Genomic DNA, 19,029 nt, shown 5'->3' with positions numbered 1-19,029 from the left:
TCACTGGATGCTCACGTGGATGAGGCTGGGGCCCTTCACCGCAAGTGCCTTGGTGACGGTATCGGCCAGGAGGTCGAGGGACTCGACGTTGAACGCCGTGAGGCCGAAGCCCTCGGCCAGGCGGACCCAGTCCGGCTGCGTCAGGTTCACCCCGACCGGAGCCAGGTCGCGGTCCTCCATGTTCTGCCGGATTTCGCCGTATCCGCCGTTGTTGATGCAGATGATGGGCAGGTCCACGCCCTGTTCCACGGCGGTGATGAATTCCTGCACGGCGAACATGAGCGCACCGTCGCCGATCAGGCCCACCACGGGACGGTCCGGATCGGCCACCTTGGCGCCGATCGCGGCCGGCAGCCCGTAGCCCAGTGTGGCGTAGGCCGGGGTGTAGAGGAGCTGGTGCGGCTGCTGCATGGGGAAGAAGGACGTGGTGCCGAAGTAGGTGATCTGCGAGGAATCGCCGGCGATGACGGTGTCCGCCGGCAGTGCAGCGGCGAGGATCTCGTTGATCCGGGCCAGCACGGGCGCCATGGAGCGGGCTTCGGTCTGCAGCCCGGCGCGCAGCGGGGCCAGGTCCGGCGCCGCTGCCGGCACGTGCCCGGCGAGGGCCGCGAGCAGCTGGGGCACGACGGCGGCCGCGTTGCCCAGGAGTTCCAGGTCCGGGCTGAGGTTGCAGTGCAGCTGGACGGGGTCGATGTCGATCCGGATGCAGCCACCCTGCGGGAGGATCTTTCCGCCCCACATTTCGGACTCGCCCAACTTGCTGCCGATGACCAGCAGCGCATCGGAGGAGTTGCACATGTCCTGGGCCGCGGCGAGCCGGATCTCCGAGCCGAGGGACAGCGGGTGTGCCTCCGGGATGGCGGCCTTGCCGTTGATGGTGGTGACCACCGGGGCCTGCAGGAGCTCTGCCAGTTCCAGCAGGGCGGCGCCGGTTCCCAACGATCCGCCCCCGGCCAGAATCACCGGGTTAGACGCGTTCCGGAGCATGTTCGCCGCGGCCGCGACGGCGTCGTCGGCAGCTTTCTGCGGGGCACCCAGGCGGCGGGCCTCCAGCACGGCGGGGTCCACGTCGGAGGCGGACTCCAGCACGTCCAGCGGGATCTCGATGTGGACCGGGCGCGGCCGCCCGTGGGCGAAGGACGCAAAGGCCTCGTGGATCAGTTCCACGGCCTCGCTGCCGCTGGAAACGCGGGTGCTGCGCCCGATCAGGGCCCGGACGGCACCGGTGGGGTCCTTGGTTTCATGCAGGAGCCCGATGTCCGAAAATTCGCTGCCGCGCGGGGCGCCCGGGGACAGGATGATCATGGGCCGGGATTCGCAGTAGGAGGTGGCGGCGGCGGACATCGCGTTCAGCAGTCCGGGACCGGAGGTGGTGATCACGACGCCGGGAAGCCCCTTGAGCTGGCTCCAGCCGTCGGAACCGTACCCGGCACCCTGCTCGTGGCGGGTGGTGACCGGGCGGATGCCGAGCGGCAACAGGTGCCGGTAGAACTCCAGGTTGTGGGTACCGGGGATGCCGAAGATCGCGTCGATCCCGTAGTTCCGCAGGGTGGTCATGACGGCGAGGCCGACGTTGTTGGTGGGGATGGCGCTGGTCACGGTTGGATCCTTTTGCAGGTTGGTTGGGGTCCGGCCCGTGGTGCAGACGCCTGTGGTGCAGACGCAGGGGAACCGGACAGGGAAGGGGCCCTAGAGCACTTTGGAGAGGAACGCCTTGGTGCGCTCGTGCTGGGGACGGGTGATGATCTCGGTGGGATCGCCGGCTTCGACGATGACGCCGCCGTCCATGAACGCCACCACGTCCGCCACTTCGCGGGCGAAGCCCATCTCGTGGGTCACCACGATCATCGTCATGCCATCACGGGCCAGGGCCTTCATTACGTCCAGGACTTCGCCCACAAGTTCGGGGTCCAGGGCGGAGGTGGGCTCGTCGAAGAGCATGAGATCGGGCTTCATGGAAAGCGCCCTGGCAATGGCCACGCGCTGCTGCTGGCCGCCGGAGAGCTGGGCGGGGTAGTGGCCGGTGCGGTCCGCCAGGCCCACCTTGGCCAGGAGTTCGCGGGCTTCCGCCTCGGCCTGGGCCTTGGGGACCTTGAGGAGTTTGACGGGCCCCATCATCACGTTCTCCAGGGCCGTCATGTGGCCGAAGAGGTTGAAGGACTGGAACACCATGCCGATCCGGGAGCGGCGCTTGTTGATGTCCTTCTGGTGTGCCTCGATCAGCCGGTCGCCGTGGACCTCGTAGCCGATCATGCGCCCGCCCACCAGGATGGTCCCGGAACTGGTGGTTTCGAGGTGGTTGACGCAGCGCAGGAGGGTGGACTTGCCGGAACCGGAGGGCCCGATCAGGCAGGCCACCTGCCCGGCTTCAACGGTGAAGTTGATGCCTTTGAGGACCTCCATGCCGGAGAAGTCCTTGTGGACATTGAGGAACTGTACTTCAGACATTGCCGTTACGCCTTTCGTGCCTGGAGGACGTTGCCGCGGGAGTACCGCTTCTCAATACGGGCCTGGATGAGCGAGAGGATGGTGGTGAGCAGGATGTACCAGAGGCTTGCGACGATCAGCAGCGGGATCTGCTGGAGGTTGCGGGCGTAGATCTGCTGGGTGTTGTACAGCAGGTCCCCGACGCCGATCACGATCACCAGCGAAGTGGTCTTGAGCATGGAGATGGTCTCGTTGCCCACGGGCGGGAGGATGATCTTCATGGCCTGCGGGATGACCACGTGGCGCAGGGTTTCCATCCGGCTGAAGCCCATGGCGTGCGAGGCCTCGGACTGCCCGGCGGGAACACCCATGAGGCCCGCGCGCACGATTTCAGCCATGTAGGCCCCCTCGTTCAGGCCCAGCCCCAGGATGCCGGCCACGAACAGCGGCAGCAGATCGTTGGTGTTCCACTCCACCAGCATGGGGCCGCCGGGGATGCCGATGCCGATGGTGGGAAACAGTACGGCGGCAAAGCCCCAGAAGAGCATCTGGACCAGCAGCGGAGTGCCGCGGAAGAACCAGATGTAGGCCCCGGCCACGCCGCGCAGGAGGGAGTTGTCCGACATCCTCATGACCGCAATCACCAGGCCGATCACGAAGCCGAGGACCATGGCGATGACCGTGAGCTCGATGGTGGTCAACAGTCCGTTGAGGATGCGGATATCGAACAGGTACTTGGCCACGGTGGGCCAGCCGAAGCCGGGGTTGGTGACGATCACGTAGCCGCCCATGAGTGCGAACAGCCCCACCACCACCATGGCGATCAGCTGCCCGGGCCGCTTCCGCCTGAGCACCGGCCGTGACGCCAAGTCCGCAAAGTCATGCCGCTTTTCGGCGACGACGGATTGTTCGGACACGGTCATGACCCTGCCGTCGGGTTGACCTCGGACGTGGTGATGACGCCGGACTTGAGGTTCCAGGCCTCCATGATCTTGGTGTAGGTCCCGTCGTCCATGAGGGACTGGATTGCTGCCTGGAAGGCCTTGGACAAGCCGCCGTCATCCTTGGGGCTCACCACGCCTGACAGGGACGGTTCCACCAGGATGGAGTCCACGGAGGTGAAGGCGTCCGGCTGCAGCTGGGCGTAGTACCCGGTCAGCGCGTTGTCCGCCACCAGGGCCTGGGCGCGGCCTGCCGCCACTGACTGGTTGACGTTGTCCTGCTGGGGCAGCAGCAGGGAAACGGGCTTTTCCTTGCCCGCATCCGCGCACTTCTTTTCGAAGGCCGGGAGCACGTTCAGGGCCTGGGTGGTGCCGGTTTGGGCGGCGACGGTCTTGCCACAGAGGTCCATCTCGGACTGGATGCCCAGCGGGTTGCCCTTGCGGACCATGACGGAGGTTCCGCCCCGCATGTAGCTGACCATGTTGACCTTGTCCTTGCGTTCCTCCGTGATGGAGAACGCGGCCCAGGAGGCGTCGTAGCGGCGGGCCTCAATCCCTGCCAGAATGCCGTTGAAGTCGGCTTTCTCGATGGCGATGGTGAGGCCCATCTTCTTCGCCACGGCCAGGGCCATGTCCGGCTCCAGGCCAACGATCTTGCCCTGCTCGTCGGTGAAATCGATCGGAGCATAAGTGGGGTCGGTGACCAGCGTCAGCGACCCGTTGCCCTTGACGGCGGCCGGGACGAGTTCCTGGACCTTCGAATCCGGCTGCACTCCCTGCGCAAGTTCCTGCCCGCTCTGGCCGCCGCTGGCTGCGTTGCCTGATGCGGTGGGCGGCGCGCCCTCGGCGTTGGTGCAAGCCGTTGTCAACGCCAGGAAGCTGATGGCAGCCACAGCCACGAGTGACCTTTTCACGCCTTTGTGCATCATTTGTGGATCTCCACTTCGGATTGGGTTGAAATAACAATATGTTCAACTTATTGTGAGAGGAGCAACAACGCGTGTCAAGGGACCATGGCAACATCGTGGAGAGATGACAACCCCCGCCCACAAGGCGCCGCACCTGGACCAGCGCGAGCAGACAATCCCGCGGCCAGACAAACCAAGGAGCAACGGCATGAGCGAGACAACCCCGGGCCGCCGTACGCGAAGCGTCACCGCGGAAGCGATGGCCGAACGCCGGCAGAGCATTCTGCATTACGCCTCGCAGGTCATCTCCCGCGGGGGTGTGGAAGGCTGCTCCTTCGGTGAGCTCTCTGAGGTCTCCGGCTTCAGCATCGGCATGATCCAGCACTACTTCCGGCACCGGGACCGGCTGATCGGCGCCGCTGTGGAGTACCGCATAGAGGAATCCCTGGCGGAATGGCAGCGCATCTATGAGCGGGGCGACAATGCCCTCGAACGGCTCCACGATCTGCTGACCTTCTCCATCCAGGGCGATACCCCCTTCGAAGAGGCCTGGGGCTTCTGGCTGCAGATCTACGCGGCGGCCCACAAGAACGCTGAAATCCGCGAAAGCGTCGGGTCAGTCTGGAGTTCGTGGCGCGGCCTTTTCGTCCGGGCGCTTGAAGAGGCCGCGGACGAGAAACTCCTCCGGCCCTCCATCGACGTCAACGAACTGGCAACGCTGCTTGTGGCCACCATCGATGGGCTCGCCATCCAGTCGCTGAACGGGGTCCACAACTTCACCCCGGACGAACTGGTCGAAACCCTGCACCGCTTTGCGGCCCGCGAGTTCGGGATCGATGCCGAGGAATTCACTCTCAAGAAGCGCTCCAAACTCGTGGACGCAGGCTAGGAAGGGACTAACCGTGGGGGAACAGCATGAGGCCATGGCCGCCGAGGCCGTGGAGTTCTGCCGCCAACTGATCCGGATCGACTCCACCAACACCGGTGACCCGGCCACTACCGGCGACGGCGAAACACGCTGCGCCGAGTACATCCGGTCGCTCCTCGCGGAAACCGGTCTCGAGGGCCAGTGGCGCGAAAAGCTCGCAGGCCGCGGCAACCTTGTGGTCCGGATGAAGGGCCGCGACCCGGACGCGCCGGCCCTTCTGGTCCACGGGCACACCGACGTCGTCCCCGCGGACGTGACCGACTGGTCCGTGGACCCGTTCTCCGGCGAGGTCCGGGACGGCTTCATCTGGGGGCGCGGGGCGGTGGACATGAAGGACATGGTTGCCATGACGGTGGCCGCCGTCCGCCAACAGTGCCGGGAGGGCTTCGTGCCCAAACGCGACATTGTCTTTGCCTTCGTGGCCGATGAGGAAATCGCCGGAGAGTTCGGAGCCAGGTTCCTGGTGGACGAACATCCGGAGCTGTTCCGCGGCGTTAGGGAGGCGATCGGGGAAATCGGCGGCTTCTCCGTCCAGCTGCGTGAGGACCTGCGTGTGTACCTCCTGGGCGTCGCGGAAAAGGGTGTCGCCTGGGCAACGCTGACGGCCCGGGGAACCACGGGCCACGGCTCGATCGTGCCCAACGACGCCAACGCCGTCGCGCGGCTTTCGGCCGCCCTGGCCCGCATCTCCTTACGCGAGTGGCCTCTCGTCCCGAGCCCGTCGGTCTCTGCCCTGGCGGAGCAGCTGGGCGAGGCCCTGGGCCGTCCGCTGGATGTGGACGGGCTCGACGGCGAACTCGCCTCCTTGGGACCGCTCGCCGCGATGCTCCGCCCCGGATTGCGCACCAGCACCGTCCCCACCCAGTTCCACGCCGGCTACAAGACCAACGTGGTCCCCGGCACGGCCACCGCGACGGTGGACTGCCGCATCGCCCCCGGCACCGATGACGAGTTCAAGGAACAATTCATGGAGCTCCTGGGGCCGGGCATCGAGGTGGGCTGGGAAGAGGGCCGCTCGCTGGAAGCGCCGGCCAGTGGCGCCCTCCTGGACGCCATGAAAGCGGCGATCACCGCCGTCGACCCCGCCGGACGGGGACTGCCGTTTGTCATTTCCGGGGCCACGGATGCCAAGGCATTCTCGCAGCTGGGCATCAACTGCTACGGCTTCTCGCCCTTGAGGCTTCCCGAAAACTTTGACTTCGCCGGCATGTTCCACGGCGTCGACGAACGTGTCCCTGTCACGGCGCTCCAGGCCGGAACCCGAATCCTGCACCGTTTCCTTTCCGCCCAGTAGGGCAGCTCAGTAACCATCACCCCGGCGCGTTGCCGCGCCCCAAGCCAAACACCAAAGCCAACCACCAAAGGACCACCATGACTACCACAACAGCGCCGTCCCATGTAGACCGGATGGCCAAGCGCGCGGCCGGCTTCCAGCCTTCGCCCGTGCGCGCTGTCTTCGATATCTCCATGCAGCCGGGCATGATCTCCCTGGCCGGCGGCAATCCGTACCTGCCGGTGCTTCCGATGGACCGGATCGCCGCCATGGCGGGCGAGGTGGTTGCGCGCCGCGGGCTGGAGGCCCTGCAGTACGGCTCCGGCGCCGGAACCGAGGAGCTGCAGGCCCTGATCTGCCAGGTCATGGAGCTCGAAGGCATCAAGTCGGCTCCGGAGAACGTGCAGATCACGGCAGGCTCGCAGATGGCACTTGAGCTGGTCACCAAACTCTTCTGCGATCCGGGGGACGTGGTCATTGCCGAGGGACCCACCTATGTGGGCGCCCTGGGCGTGTTCGAAGGCTTCCAGGCCGAGGTGGCGCACGTCGCCATGGACAACGACGGCGTGGATCCTGACCGTCTGCAGGAAGTCATCTCCGGGCTCAAGGCAGCCGGCAAGACCATCAAGTTCTTCTACTCGATTCCCAACTTCAACAACCCCTCCGGCATCAGCCTTTCCTTGGAGCGGCGGCAGCGCGTGGTGGACATCTGCCGGGCGGAAGGCGTCCTGATCGTCGAGGACAACCCGTACGGCCTCCTGAGCTTCGACGGCACGCTGAAGCCCGCCATGTACTCGTTGGACCCGGACAACGTGTTCTACCTCGGCTCGTTCTCCAAGATCTTCGCCCCCGGGCTGCGCGTGGGCTGGGTGGTGGCGCCGCAGGACGTCCGCGGGCGCCTCCAGATCGCCTCCGAAGCCACCACCATCTGCCCCTCCGTTCTGAGCCAGCTGGTGGTGGAACAGTACATCGGCAGCTTCGACTGGCGCGGCCAGATCGCCGCCTACAGCGCTGTTTACGCGGCCCGCTGCCAGGCCACGCTGGACGCCTTGGCCGCCCACATGCCGGAGGGAACCAGCTGGACCACGCCCACGGGAGGCTTCTTCACGTGGGTCACGCTGCCCGGGGGGATCGACACCGAACGCGTGCTCGCCGCGGCCATCGAGGCCGGGGTGGTGTTTGTGCCCGGCAGCGCGTTCCATGCCGACGGCGGCGGCACCAACCAGCTGCGCATCGCCTTCTCTTACGCCCAGGAGGAACAGCTCACGGAGGGCGTCAAGCGTCTGGCCGAAGCCATCCGCAAGGCCTGAGCCTTTCGCCGAGCAACGCGAAACCCCGACGGCGGCACGCTGGTGAGTGCCGCCGTCGGGGTTTAACCGGGGTTCAACCGTGGCCGGACGCCGGAATCGCCGGAAGGCTGCGGAACCGCCGGGGCGTCCCGGCGAAACTGGCAGCTTTCCGGCGATCCGGCGCCGAGGGCGGCCGGCTAGCGCTTGTAGACGCGCGCGCCGTCCACCCAGGTCTCCACGACGTCGATGCTGCTGATTCGTTCGGCAGGCGCCGCCAGCGGGTCCTCGGCGAGGATCACGAAGTCGGCGAGCTTTTGCGGTTCCAGGGAACCCAGGTCCTTCTCGCGTCCCATGGCCCGTGCGCCGTTGATGGTGTGGGCGCGGAGGGCGGCGGCGGCGTCGATCTTCAGCCCGTCCGGGCCGAGCTGCACGCCGGAGCGGGTCTTGCGGGTCACGGCGGTCTGGATGGCCTCGAGGGGACGCGGATCGGCCACGGGGGCGTCCGAGCTCATGGTGACGGGAACTGCCGCGGCCACGAATTCGCCCAGGGGGTTGAAGCGCTCCCCCGGGCTGCCGATCGCGTCCAGCACACCCGGGCCCCAGTTGAAGTAGTGCTGGGGCTGGTTGACCGGAAGGATGCCGAGGCCGGCCATCTCCGTGATCTGCTCCGGCGTGGGCAGGCCGCAGTGCTCGATCCGGTGCCGGTGGTCCGCCCGGGGCGAGACGGCGGTGGCTTCCTTCACGGCGTCGATCACCAGCTGGATGGCCGTGGGCGACTGCGCGTGGGTGGCCGTCTGCAGCCCGGCGCTGTGGGCCCTGACCACCAGCGAACGGTATTCCGCGGGCTCATGGTAGAGCGAACCGGTGCGGCAGGGGTCGTCGCGGTAGCCCTCCGGGAAGTACGCCGTCCAGCCGCCCAGGGTTCCGTCCGCGTAGAGCTTGATGCCGGCGAAGGACAGCAGCGAATCGCCGAAGCGGTCCACGAGGCCCAGCTGCAGGACTTCATCCAGGAGGCTGGAGAGGAAGTAGGCGTTGATGCGGGTCACCAGTTCCCCGCGCTCCACCAGGTCAAGGTAGGCCGCGAATTCGCGCTTGGTGACCTGGGCATCGCCGATCATGGTGACGCCGTGGCTGAGGAACTCGCGCTGGGCGTGGAGCAGCTGACCGCGGTGCTGTTCCTTGCTGTCCGCCAGGTGGAAGTTGGGTCCGTGGTGGCCGAGCTTCACTCCGTCCTCACCCGTGAGGATGTCGCAGGCGGCGTCGGAAAGCTCACCGGTCAGCGAGCCCTCGGCGTCGCGGAAGAAGGTGCCGCCCGGCGGGTTGGGGGTGTTCGAGCCGATCCCAGCGTTGTCCAGGACAAATGAGTTCACGACGCCGCCGTGGCCGCTGGCGTTCATGACGTAGACCTCGCGGGTGGTGGAGACCGTGTCCAGTTCCTGCCGGCTGGGGTGGCGCTGCTCGGCCAGGTTGCGGTGCTCATAGCCGTAGCCCCGGATCGGGCCGTCGCCGGGGTTTTCCGCCGCGGCCTTGGCGAGGCGATCTAGCATGGTGGGGATGTCCGGCGCGGCAACAGGTCCGCAGTCCACCCAGGACAGCAGCTGCCCGTACATCAGCGGGTGGGCGTGCGGGTCCACGAACCCGGGAACCAGGGTGCGGCCCTGGAGGTCCACGATCGCCGGGACCGAGGTGGTGAGCTCAAGAGCCGCGGCGCGGCATTCCTGGGGGGTCCCGACGGCGGCGATGCGGTTGCCGATCACCAGCATCGCCTCTGCGACAGAATCCTCGGCGTCGACCGTCCGGATGAGGCCGCCGAAGAACACGGTTGCCGGCGGGGCTGCGGGGGGCGTTTCATGGGGTGCTGCGAATGACATGGGAATGACCTTTGCGTGTAGAAGTGGTGCGGTGCCGCTGCGAGCCAGCCGGCACTCAGCCTGCGGGTTCCAGCTCGAACAGCGGAGTGTCCGGGGTGCCGGTGCGGGCCTGGGAGATGACGTTCTGGGCCTGGATCCTGATGTACTCGGCCAGGGTGTGGTCCGAGAGGAAGCCGATGTGCGGCGTCACGAGGATCCGGGGGTGGCCCATGAGGGGGTGGTCGGCCGGGGCGGGCTCGACGTCGAGCACGTCCAGGGCCGCTGCGCGGATGTGTCCCGAGTCGATGGCGGCGCGGAGGGCGGCGTCGTCGATCAATTGCCCCCGGCTCACGTTCACCAGGTAGCTGCCCGGCCGCATGGCCGCGAGGCTTTCGGCGTTGATGATGTGCCGGGTCTCCTCCGTGAGCGGCATATGCAGGGACACGACGGCGGACTCCGCCAGCACCTCGTCCAGACCGGTCTGGCGGATGCCCGCCTTGGCCAGAATGTCCCGAGTGGCCGGGGTGTCCGGGAGGTAGGGGTCGTAGCCGATGACTTCGCCGAAGACGCCGGAGGCCAGCTTCCCGAAACGGCTGCCGATCCTGCCGAGACCGATCAGGCCCAGCCGCTCCCGGCTGAGCCGGAACACCGTGGTTTCCGGCCGCCCGTTCCAGTCGCCTTCAGCCACACGGCCCTGGAAGAACGGGATCTCGCGGGTGACCGCCAGGGCAAGGGCCAGCGCATGGGAGGCGACTTCCTCGGTGGCCACGCCGGGAAGGTTGCTGACCCAGATGCCGCGCTCCCTGGCTGCGTCCAGGTCCACGTTGTCGAATCCCATGGAGACCAGGGCGATGATCTTCAAAGCCGGGATGGCGTCCATGACCTCGGCCGTGACGGAGGCATAGCCCACCAGCAGGGCTTCGGCGTCCTTGGCCTGGTCCATGATGACGGCAGGGTCCTGGCTGCCGAGGTACCGGACGTCGTAGCCGTTCTCCTCCAGCAGGGCGGCGCCCGCGGAGTAGTCGATGTCCTCCATGTCCGTGTAGACGGCCAGGGGCCGGGCCCGCTTCGCGTCGGTGGACATGGCATTAGTGGACATGGTGCTGGTGGATATGGCGTTAGTGGACATGGCTGAGGAACTTCCTGGTGCGCTGGTGCTGGGGGTTGTCGAAGAACTCGTCCGGCGTGGCCTGCTCCACGATCACGCCGCTGTCGAACAGGGTGACCTGGTCCGCCACCCGGCGGGCGAAACGGACCTCATGGGTGACCACGATCATGGTCATGCCGTCGTTGGCCAGGCCTTCCATCACGTCCAGCACCTCGCCTACCAGCTCGGGGTCCAGGGCCGACGTCGGCTCGTCAAAGAGCAGCACGGACGGGTTCATGACCAGGGCGCGGGCGATGGCCACACGCTGCTGCTGGCCGCCGGAGAGCTCCGAGGGGTAGTGGCCGGCGCGGTGGGACAAACCCACCCGTTCGAGCATGGCCATGGCGCGTTCCTCGGCCTCCTTGTGCGGAACGCTCTGGACCGAGGTGAGGCCGAGCATCACGTTCCGGCAGGCGCTGAGGTGGGGAAACAGATTGAACTTCTGGAACACCATGCCGATGTCCTGCCGTTCCTTGGCGAGCTCCCGCTCAGGCAGCGGCACGGTTGTGGTGCCGCGCTCGCGGACGCCCAGGCGGCGGCCGCGAAGGAGGATTTCACCGTCATTGGCCGGTTCCAGGAGTGCCATGAGGCGCAGCATGGTGGACTTTCCCGAGCCCGAGGGGCCGAGGACGGCCTTCACCTGGCCCTGGTGGATGTCGAATTCAACGCCGCGAAGAACGTGCTGGTCCTGGTAGCTCTTGTGCAGGTTCCGCACCTGCAGCACGGGGTCGGCAGGCGTCCACACCGCGGCCTCCGTTGGCTGTGGCATCTGGGTCATGCGTGCACTCCTTGGCCGATCGGTTCCAGCGTGGATGTCTTCTTGGATTTTGACCGTGAGGTCCAGAGGAATTTCTTCTCTACGAAGTTCTGGAGCAGGGTCAGCAGGCTCACGATGATCAGGTAGTAGACGATGGCGGCCGCGTAGTACTCGGCGTAGCGGAAGGTGATGTTGACCCCCACCTGGGCCGTGGTCAGCAGTTCCTGCAGGGAGATGACGGACGCCAGCGAGGAGAATTTCACCAGGCCGATGAACTCGTTTCCCGTCGGCGGCAGCGCGATGCGGATGGCCTGCGGCAGCACCACTTTGAGCATGACCTTCGCCGGCGACATCCCCAGGGCACGTCCGGCCAGGTTCTGCCCGTCGTCGACGCTCAGCAGCGCGGAGCGGATGATTTCCGCCATGAAGGCTGCTTCCACGATGCCCAGGCCGATGAACGCGGCAATGAACGGGGTGAACCATTCCTGGCGCAGCACCGGGAACAGCTGCGGCAGCGCGTTCCAGATGATCAGCAGGACCAGCAGCGCCGGGATGGCGCGGAAGAACCAGGTGTAGAACCCCGCTGCACCCTGTGCGATGCGGCTCTGCGAAGTGCGTCCCAGGGCGACGGCGAACCCGACGGCGGTGGCCAGTATCAGCGCCAGCACGGCCACTGCCACGGACAGGAAGGCACCGTAGAGGTAGCTCGGGTTCACGAGTTGCTGGGCGAAGATGCCGATATCGAATTCCATCGGGCACTCCTTTCGAGTGGGGGCCGGGACCACGGCTCCGTGGTCCCGGCGCGATAGCTAGTGAACGTCGACGATGGCCGGATCGAGCTTGTTGTCCTTGGCGATCTGGGCGAGCGTGCCGTCCTTGTGCAGTGCCTTCAGGGCGTCGGCGAGAACCGGGGAGATCGGATCGTTTTTGCGGGTGAAGACGCCGAACGTGGTCTCCGTTTCAAAGACATCCGGGGCCACGGCCAGCTTGCCCTCGTTCTGGGCTGCCATGTAGGCAGCGGCGACATTGGTCTCGATCAGGGCGTCGGATTTGCCGTTCATGACGGCGAGCACGGTTTCCGCCGTCTTCGGGTATTCGGTGAGTTTCGGTTCGTCCTTGCCGGCGGCCTTGCATTCATCCTTGAGCTTGCTGATGCGCGCGGCGTTGGACGATGCCGACTGCGCGGCGACGCTGCGGCCACAGAGGTCCAGGGGCTGCTTGAGCTGTCCTGCCAGGGCGGGGCCGGCAAGAATCGACGGTCCGGTGTTCATGACGGGAGCGGCGTCGGCCACGGCCAGGCGTGCCTCGCTCATGTACAGGCCACCGAAAATGGCGTCGCAGCGGCGGGACTGGAGCCCCGGCATCAGGCCGTCAAAGGTGGTCACCTCGAACTTGGTCTCAAGCCCCCAGTGCTTGGCAAGCGCCCTGGCTGCGTCGGCGTCGAATCCGATGATGTTGCCGCTGGAACCGTTGGCGTAGTACTCCAGCGGCGCATACTCGGGGTCGATGCAGAGCGTGAGCTTGCCACTCGTCGCCAGTCCCTTGGGGGCCTCGGCGGCGGCCGGCGCCTTCCCTTCGGAACTCGGTGCTGCGGCAGCGGAACAGCCACTCAATAGCAGGGCCAGGGCGGCCGCAGCGATGGCGGCCTTCGTGAACTTGGGCATGTGCAGATCTCCAATGAACATCTGATTCGCGGTTGGGGTGAAAAGAGGGTCGAGCCGATGTGGCGCTGGTCACGATATTAGCCAAGTTCCATCGAAATGCAAGCGAATCCGTCGTTGACTGTGCCTCAAACGCGGTATTTGCGTGATTATGACCGGCTATCCGGTCAAATCCCTTGTTGCTGCGTGAGTTCGTGGAACAATTGAAGCAGGCGGAGGATCAACTGCGCTGATTGCCCCGGGTGCGCCGCAACTGTGCCCAACAACAAGAGGCGTTTATTGTGAAGACCATGCATGATCTGGACGACCGGCTGATCCGGCTGCTGCAGGCCGACGGCCGCGCGTCGTTCAGCGAGCTGTCCAAGCAGCTGGGCGTGACCCGCTCCGTGGCAACGGCAAAGGTCAACGAACTCACATCATCCGGCGAGCTGCGCATTGTCGCCGCGGTCCACCCGCGGCTGCTGGGCCTGACCGCCGTCGCGCATCTCTCCATCCAGCTCAACGGCTCCGCCCAGCCGGCTTTGGACAAACTGAGCCAGCTGGACGGGGCCGTCTTCGCCTCGCTGACCACCGGCAGGTACGGCATCATCGCCGAGCTGCGCCTGCCGACAGTGGAGCGGCTCTACGAGGATGTGGAGGCCGTCCGCCTCTCCCAGGGGGTGGCTGCCGTGGATGTTTTGATGTACAAGGAGGTCGTCCGGAGCCTCTTCCTCGGCAAGGAACCGCCGGATCCCGGGCTGGAGCTGGACGATGCGGACCTGCTGATCCTGGGCGAGCTTCAGGTGGATGGCCGGCTGGGCTTCGAGGCGCTCGGGGAACGCGTCGGGCTCTCGGCCAGTGCCGCCAGGAACCGGGTACTTCGCCTGCTGGACGCGCGCGTGATGCAGATCGGCCCTATCCGCAGCCGCTCCGGCTCCTCCCATGCCATGGCCTTCGGATTCGGCATCACGACGTCGGCGGGAACCGAGGAAGCCATCGCATTCTTCTCCGCCACCCCTGGCGTGGAGTTCATCGCCAGCTGCTTCGGGCGGTATGACCTGGTGGCCACCGCTGGCGTGAGCTCCCTGGATGAGATGTATGAAATCTTGGACAAGGTGCGCGCCATGGCATCCGTGGCCAGCGTCGAGTCGTGGCTGCACCTGAGAATCGTCCAGGAGCGCTATGCCAAGCCCCTGGACAAGATGCTGGCGACAAAGGCCTTGGCCAACGGACAACTGAACTAACCCCCGCTTCGCTCTCTCACATATGAGCCTCTTTCGACCAACCCTCCCTCACCTATGTGCCCCTTTCGGGCAACGCTCTCTCACCTATGAGCCCCTTTCGACCAACCCTCTCTCACCTATGTGCCCCTTTTGCCCAACCCTCTCTCACCTGTGAGCCCCTTTCGACCAACCCTCTCTCACCAATGTGCCCCTTTCGGGCAACGCTCTCTCACATCATCTGAGAGAGGGTCCGTCAATTTCGCCCCAAAAGTGAGAGAGGGTCGGGTCAGGTGAGAGAAGGTTGCCCAATTCCTCCCCCCGCACAACGACGACGGCGGCACTCGGTTCCTTTCACCAAGAACCGGAGTGCCGCCGTCGGCGTTTGTTGTTCTTAAGCTGCCTACTTCACCGCTGCCTTTGCCCGGGCCCGCCCGGCGCCGACCCCCACGGAGTCTGCGGACAGCCGCTGTGCCAGCCAGATCGGGACAATCGAAACCACGATCAGCACCACGGCCACCACGTTGACCACGGGGGCCTGGTTGGGCCGGAACAGGTTCTGCAGGATCCAGATGGGCAGCGTTGTGTCCCCGGCGCCGATGGTGAACGTGGTGACGATGATTTCGTCAAAGCTCAACGCGAACGCCAGCAGTCCGCCTGCCAGCAGGGCTGAGCGCAGCTGCGGGAACGTGACCAGCCGGAACGTGGTGAACACGCCGGCGCCCAGGTCTGCCGAGGCTTCCTCGAGTTGGCCGTTCATGCGCCGCAGCCGGGCAATCACGTTGTTGAACACCGTCACCATGCAGAAGGTGGCGTGGGCAATGACCACCGTCCACATGCTCAGGGACACCCCCAGGATGGTGGTGAACATGTTGTTGAGCGCGATGCCGGTGACGATGCCGGGCAGGGCGATGGGCAGGATCACCAGCAGGTTCACAGCGTCACGGCCGAAGAACTTGTACCGTTGCAGGGCCAGGGCCAGCAGCGTCCCCAGGATCAGCGAAATGATCGTGGACACCGCTGCCACCCAGAGCGAGTTCACCAGGGCCTCGCGCACGCCCTCGGAGTCAAACGCCCGCCCCCACCATTCCAGTGTGAACCCCTTCGGCGGCCAGCCGAACGTCCTGTCCGCGTTGAACGAGTTCACCACCACCAGCAGCAGCGGTGAATAGATGAAAAGCAGGACCAGGGCAGTCATGATGCCGAGGATGGTCTTGGCGCTGCGGGACAATCTCACAACAGGCTCCTAGAGGTTGTTCAGGGCGCCGGTACGGCGGACCACGAAGAGGTAGATCATGATGATCACGATCGGGACCAGGGACACGGCGGAGGCAAACGGCAGGTTGTTGGCCGCGCCCACGTTGGCGTAGACCACGGTTCCCAACATCTGCGTGGTGCCGCCGACAATCTGCGCCGTGATGTAGTCCCCCAGTGACAGCGAGAACGTGAAGATCGTGCCCGCGATGATGGACGGCACCAGGATAGGCAGCATGACCAGGCGCATGGTGTTCCACGGCTTCGCGCCAAGGTCGCTGGAGGCCTCGAGCAGCGAGTCCGGCACCTTCTCAAAGCCGGCATGGATGGGCAGGATCATGTACGGCAGCCAGATGTAGGCCAGCGTCAGGATCACGGCCGACTCCGAATAGCCCGGGCTGTTCAGCCCGATCGGCGTGCCCAGCCATTCGAGCAGGCCGCCCTCGGCCAGCACGTTGCGCCATGCATAGGCCTTCACCAGGTAGCTGGCCCACAGAGGCATCAGCACGGCCACCACCAGCAGTTTCTGCCATTTTGCGGTGGCCACCTTGGCGATGAAGAAGGAGATCGGAATGGCGATCACCACGTCGATCAGTGTCACGGCCACGGCAATCCAGATGGTGCGCAGTGCGATGGTTTGGTACACCGGGTCCGTGGCCACCTGGAGGACATTGTCAATCGTCCAGGTCTGGGACACCTTGCCGGTGAACGTATCCACCGTCCACAACGCCGTGATGAGCAGGGCCGCGAGCGCGGCGATGTACACGAGGACCAGCCAGCCGGCCGGGGCCGCCAGCAGTCCTGCCAGACGGAGATTCGGTGAGCGGTTCAGCAGGGCGGAAAACGCGTTCCTCTTGGCCCGGGGTACGGCTGCGGTGCCCGGTGCCCTGCCCGGGCCCGGATCGGCGCCGGGCTGCCTGGTCTGTAGTGCCATGGATTCTTACCTTTGTTGTTGAGCCTTGGTTGTTGAGCGGGACGCGGGCCTGCGGGTTGTGTGGGCGGCCGGCTACGGTAGCCGGCCGCCCTCACACGGCTGGGAGGTCAGCCCTTGATTTCGGTCCAGGCCTTGGTCCATTCCGAGTAGTCGGTGCACTTGGCGTCCTTGCGGCCGTCCAGGCAATTCGCCACCGGGGTGGTCCAGTACCAGATCTTCTCGGCGTAGGACGCGTCACCGGAGTGGTAGGTCTCGCAGTGCTGCTTGTCCTTGGTCAGGGCACAGGCCTTGGGGTTGGACGGGGATTCACCGAAGTACTCGGCCACCTGCGAGTTGGCTTCCGGGCTCGCGATGTAGTCGAGCCACTGGTAGGAGCAGTTCGGGTTCTTCGTCTTGGAACCGATCATCCAGGTGTCCGACCACCCCGTGGCGCCTTCCTCGGGCAGCAGGGTCTGCACCTGGGTGCCGTCGGCTACGGCAATGTTCGCGCCCACCTGCCAGGTGGTGCCGATGACGGAGCTGCCGGTGGTGAAGGACTGCACTTCCTTGACCACGTCGCTCCAGTACTCGCCCACGTGCTTGCGCTGTTCCTTGAGCAGGTTCACGGCGGCAGCGAGCTGGGTGGAATCGAGCGCGTACGGGTTCTTGATGTTCAGATCGGGCTGGTGCTTCATCAGGTACAGGGCGGCGTCGGCGATGTAGATGGGTGAATCGTAGGCCGTCACCTTGCCGGTGTGCGCCGCGGCGTCACCGAACACCGATCCCCAGGAGGTGGGGGCCGGCACCACTTTGTCCGTGCGGTACATGAGCAGGTTGGCACCCCAGCCGTGCGGCATGCCGTAGTTCTTCCCGTCCACGGTGTTCCACGCCTTGTCCTTCAGGAAAGGGAAAACGTCCGGGTAGTTCTTCAGCAGGCCCATGTTCACGGCCTGGACGTCGCCGCCGGCAATCAGGCGCAGGGAGGCGTCGCCGGAGGCGGAGATGACGTCGTACTGCCCGGTGCGCATGAGCGTGACGGCCTCATCTGAGGTGCCGAACGGCTTGAAATCAACCTGGCATCCCGTGGCCTTTTCGAACGGCGTCACCCAGTCAACCTTGGGGTCATTGGTGCCGTCCTCAACGTATCCGGGCCAACCAAGGATGGACACGTGGCCTTCGCCGGCGCCGATCTCGGTCTTGCTTGTGGCGCCGGCGTTGTTGTTGCCGGAGGTGGTGCCACACGATGCCAGGGCAAGCGTTGCCGCAGCCAGTGCCCCCATGAGCTGGAGGGATTTGTTCTTGATTGCCACTGTTCTTACCTTTCGGGGTGCGGGTACTTGGATGAAAGACTGGTGGAACTGCTGGTCCCTATGCCGCGCCGGGGAGCCACACGGCATCACGCTCGGCCCAGCTGACGGTGACGTCCCGGCCGGCCAGCTTCTCGCCTTCCGGAAGATCGGTGCCCACCAGGACCACGACGGCGGGGCCGCCTTCCAGTGCGACGTGCACCTGGGTGGCGTGCCCGACGTAGACGATCGAGGCGACCTTGCCCTGCAAGGAGGTGACGCCGTCGTTCATTGCCGTGCTGCGGTCCCAGGCGAGGTTGAGCCGTTCGGGACGGACCACAAACTGCTCCTCGCGGCCATATAGCCTGCCGGCGACGGCCGGGTCGAAGATGTTGGATGTGCCCACAAAGTTCGCCACGAACGGGCCGGTGGGGCGCTGGTAGATTTCGTGGGCGGTGCCGATCTGCGCGATCTTGCCGTTGTTGAAGACGCCGATGCGGTCGCTCATGGTGAGCGCTTCTTCCTGGTCGTGGGTGACGAAGATGAAGGTGATGCCCAGGGAACGCTGGAGTTCCTTGAGCTCGATCTGCATTTGCTGGCGCAGCTTCAGGTCGAGCGCGCCGAGGGGTTCATCCAGCAGCAGTACCTTGGGCTCCACCACCAGGGCACGGGCCAGGGCCACGCGTTGGCGCTGGCCGCCGGAGAGCTGGGACGGGCGGCGGCTCACGAACTTTCCGAGCTGGACCCGCTCCAGGGCCTCGGCGGCACGCTCACGGCGCTCCTTCCGGCCCATGCCGCGCACCCGGAGCCCGTACGCGACGTTGTCCACCAGGGACATGTGCGGGAACAGCGCATAGTCCTGGAACACGGTGTTGACGTCCCGCTCGAACGGGGCCTTGCCGCTGACGTCCCGGCCCTCAAGCTCGATGGTTCCGGACGTGGGCAGCTCGAATCCGGCGATCAGGCGCAGCACCGTGGTCTTCCCGGAGCCGGAGGGGCCCAGCATGGAGAAGAACTCCCCCTGGCGGATGTCCAGGTCCACCCCGTCCACCGCGTTGGTCTCACCAAAGGACTTCGTCAGCTGGCGAAGTCTGATGGCGGGGACCTCTGCGGTTGGTTTCTGCACCGCAGCCAGTGCTGTCTCGCTCATGGGTTTGCCTTTCATTTCCGGTGGTCTGGGACGGGGGACTCCAAGG

At 65.8% G+C, this 19,029-nt stretch carries 17 protein-coding genes; 4 read left to right on the top strand and 13 right to left on the bottom strand.

Translation table 11 applies throughout. The features are described from left to right. The 4 genes from ABIB26_RS09195 to ABIB26_RS09180 form a co-directional block, all read right to left on the bottom strand. Nucleotides 1–1,599: a thiamine pyrophosphate-binding protein gene (locus tag ABIB26_RS09195; protein WP_354241655.1), complete on the bottom strand. Its 1,599-nt coding sequence runs from the start codon at nt 1,597–1,599 to the stop codon at nt 1–3. Nucleotides 1,600–1,689: 90 nt separating this feature from the next. Further along, nucleotides 1,690–2,448, bottom strand: coding sequence for an amino acid ABC transporter ATP-binding protein (locus ABIB26_RS09190; protein ID WP_354241652.1), 759 nt, complete (start codon nt 2,446–2,448; stop codon nt 1,690–1,692). A gap of 5 nt (nt 2,449–2,453) precedes the next feature. Then, nucleotides 2,454–3,344, bottom strand: coding sequence for an amino acid ABC transporter permease (locus ABIB26_RS09185; protein ID WP_354241649.1), 891 nt, complete (start codon nt 3,342–3,344; stop codon nt 2,454–2,456). A gap of 2 nt (nt 3,345–3,346) precedes the next feature. Beyond that, nucleotides 3,347–4,282 (bottom strand): transporter substrate-binding domain-containing protein, encoded by a 936-nt coding sequence (locus tag ABIB26_RS09180; protein WP_354241646.1) that lies wholly within the window; start codon nt 4,280–4,282, stop codon nt 3,347–3,349. Between the two features lie 202 nt (nt 4,283–4,484). Here ABIB26_RS09180 and ABIB26_RS09175 point away from each other — a divergent pair, with 202 nt between their 5' ends. From ABIB26_RS09175 to ABIB26_RS09165, 3 genes are all read left to right on the top strand, one after another. After that, nucleotides 4,485–5,165 carry a TetR/AcrR family transcriptional regulator gene (locus tag ABIB26_RS09175; protein WP_354241643.1) on the top strand — a complete coding sequence of 227 codons (681 nt, stop codon included), beginning with the start codon at nt 4,485–4,487 and terminating at the stop codon, nt 5,163–5,165. 13 nt (nt 5,166–5,178) lie between these two features. After that, nucleotides 5,179–6,498 (top strand): M20/M25/M40 family metallo-hydrolase, encoded by a 1,320-nt coding sequence (locus ABIB26_RS09170; RefSeq protein ID WP_354241640.1) that lies wholly within the window; start codon nt 5,179–5,181, stop codon nt 6,496–6,498. Nucleotides 6,499–6,575: 77 nt separating this feature from the next. After that, nucleotides 6,576–7,787 (top strand): aminotransferase-like domain-containing protein, encoded by a 1,212-nt coding sequence (locus tag ABIB26_RS09165; RefSeq protein ID WP_354241637.1) that lies wholly within the window; start codon nt 6,576–6,578, stop codon nt 7,785–7,787. A 176-nt stretch (nt 7,788–7,963) separates the two neighbouring features. On the opposite strand, the gene ABIB26_RS09160 is transcribed toward ABIB26_RS09165, so the two are convergent. The 5 genes from ABIB26_RS09160 to ABIB26_RS09140 are packed head-to-tail and all read right to left on the bottom strand — an operon-like array spanning nt 7,964 to nt 13,184. After that, nucleotides 7,964–9,637, bottom strand: coding sequence for an amidohydrolase (locus tag ABIB26_RS09160; RefSeq protein ID WP_354241634.1), 1,674 nt, complete (start codon nt 9,635–9,637; stop codon nt 7,964–7,966). Between the two features lie 55 nt (nt 9,638–9,692). Continuing rightward, nucleotides 9,693–10,745, bottom strand: coding sequence for a C-terminal binding protein (locus tag ABIB26_RS09155; RefSeq protein ID WP_354241631.1), 1,053 nt, complete (start codon nt 10,743–10,745; stop codon nt 9,693–9,695). After that, on the bottom strand, nt 10,735–11,541 hold the full coding sequence (locus ABIB26_RS09150) for an amino acid ABC transporter ATP-binding protein (protein WP_354241628.1): 807 nt from the start codon (nt 11,539–11,541) through the stop codon (nt 10,735–10,737). The genes ABIB26_RS09155 and ABIB26_RS09150 overlap by 11 nt, the downstream gene beginning before the upstream one ends. Beyond that, on the bottom strand, nt 11,538–12,272 hold the full coding sequence (locus ABIB26_RS09145) for an amino acid ABC transporter permease (RefSeq protein ID WP_354241625.1): 735 nt from the start codon (nt 12,270–12,272) through the stop codon (nt 11,538–11,540). The genes ABIB26_RS09150 and ABIB26_RS09145 overlap by 4 nt, the downstream gene beginning before the upstream one ends. Before the next feature lie 57 nt (nt 12,273–12,329). Beyond that, nucleotides 12,330–13,184, bottom strand: a complete 855-nt coding sequence (locus ABIB26_RS09140) for a transporter substrate-binding domain-containing protein (RefSeq protein ID WP_354241622.1) — start codon at nt 13,182–13,184, stop codon at nt 12,330–12,332. A gap of 287 nt (nt 13,185–13,471) precedes the next feature. Here ABIB26_RS09140 and ABIB26_RS09135 point away from each other — a divergent pair, with 287 nt between their 5' ends. Then, nucleotides 13,472–14,404, top strand: coding sequence for an Lrp/AsnC family transcriptional regulator (locus ABIB26_RS09135; protein WP_354241945.1), 933 nt, complete (start codon nt 13,472–13,474; stop codon nt 14,402–14,404). Between the two features lie 379 nt (nt 14,405–14,783). Here ABIB26_RS09135 and ABIB26_RS09130 read toward each other — a convergent pair whose 3' ends face one another. The 4 genes from ABIB26_RS09130 to ABIB26_RS09115 all read right to left on the bottom strand — a co-directional run bounded on the left by ABIB26_RS09130 (nt 14,784) and on the right by ABIB26_RS09115 (nt 18,983). After that, nucleotides 14,784–15,617, bottom strand: coding sequence for an ABC transporter permease (locus ABIB26_RS09130; protein ID WP_354241619.1), 834 nt, complete (start codon nt 15,615–15,617; stop codon nt 14,784–14,786). A 9-nt stretch (nt 15,618–15,626) separates the two neighbouring features. Continuing rightward, the gene (locus ABIB26_RS09125) at nt 15,627–16,568 is read right to left on the bottom strand and encodes an ABC transporter permease (RefSeq protein ID WP_354241616.1); all 942 of its coding nucleotides are present in this window, start codon (nt 16,566–16,568) and stop codon (nt 15,627–15,629) included. A gap of 107 nt (nt 16,569–16,675) precedes the next feature. Beyond that, entirely contained in the window at nt 16,676–17,857 is a 1,182-nt protein-coding gene (locus ABIB26_RS09120; RefSeq protein WP_354241613.1) for an ABC transporter substrate-binding protein, read from the bottom strand. 58 nt (nt 17,858–17,915) lie between these two features. Continuing rightward, complete coding sequence (locus tag ABIB26_RS09115) at nt 17,916–18,983, bottom strand: ABC transporter ATP-binding protein (RefSeq protein WP_354241610.1); 1,068 nt, start codon at nt 18,981–18,983, stop codon at nt 17,916–17,918. Between the last annotated feature and the right edge of the window lie 46 nt (nt 18,984–19,029).

The sequence above is a fragment of the Arthrobacter sp. UYEF20 genome (assembly GCF_040546335.1).
Classification (GTDB): Bacteria; Actinomycetota; Actinomycetes; order Actinomycetales; family Micrococcaceae; genus Arthrobacter.
This window is presented reverse-complemented; position numbering and strand designations above follow the sequence as displayed.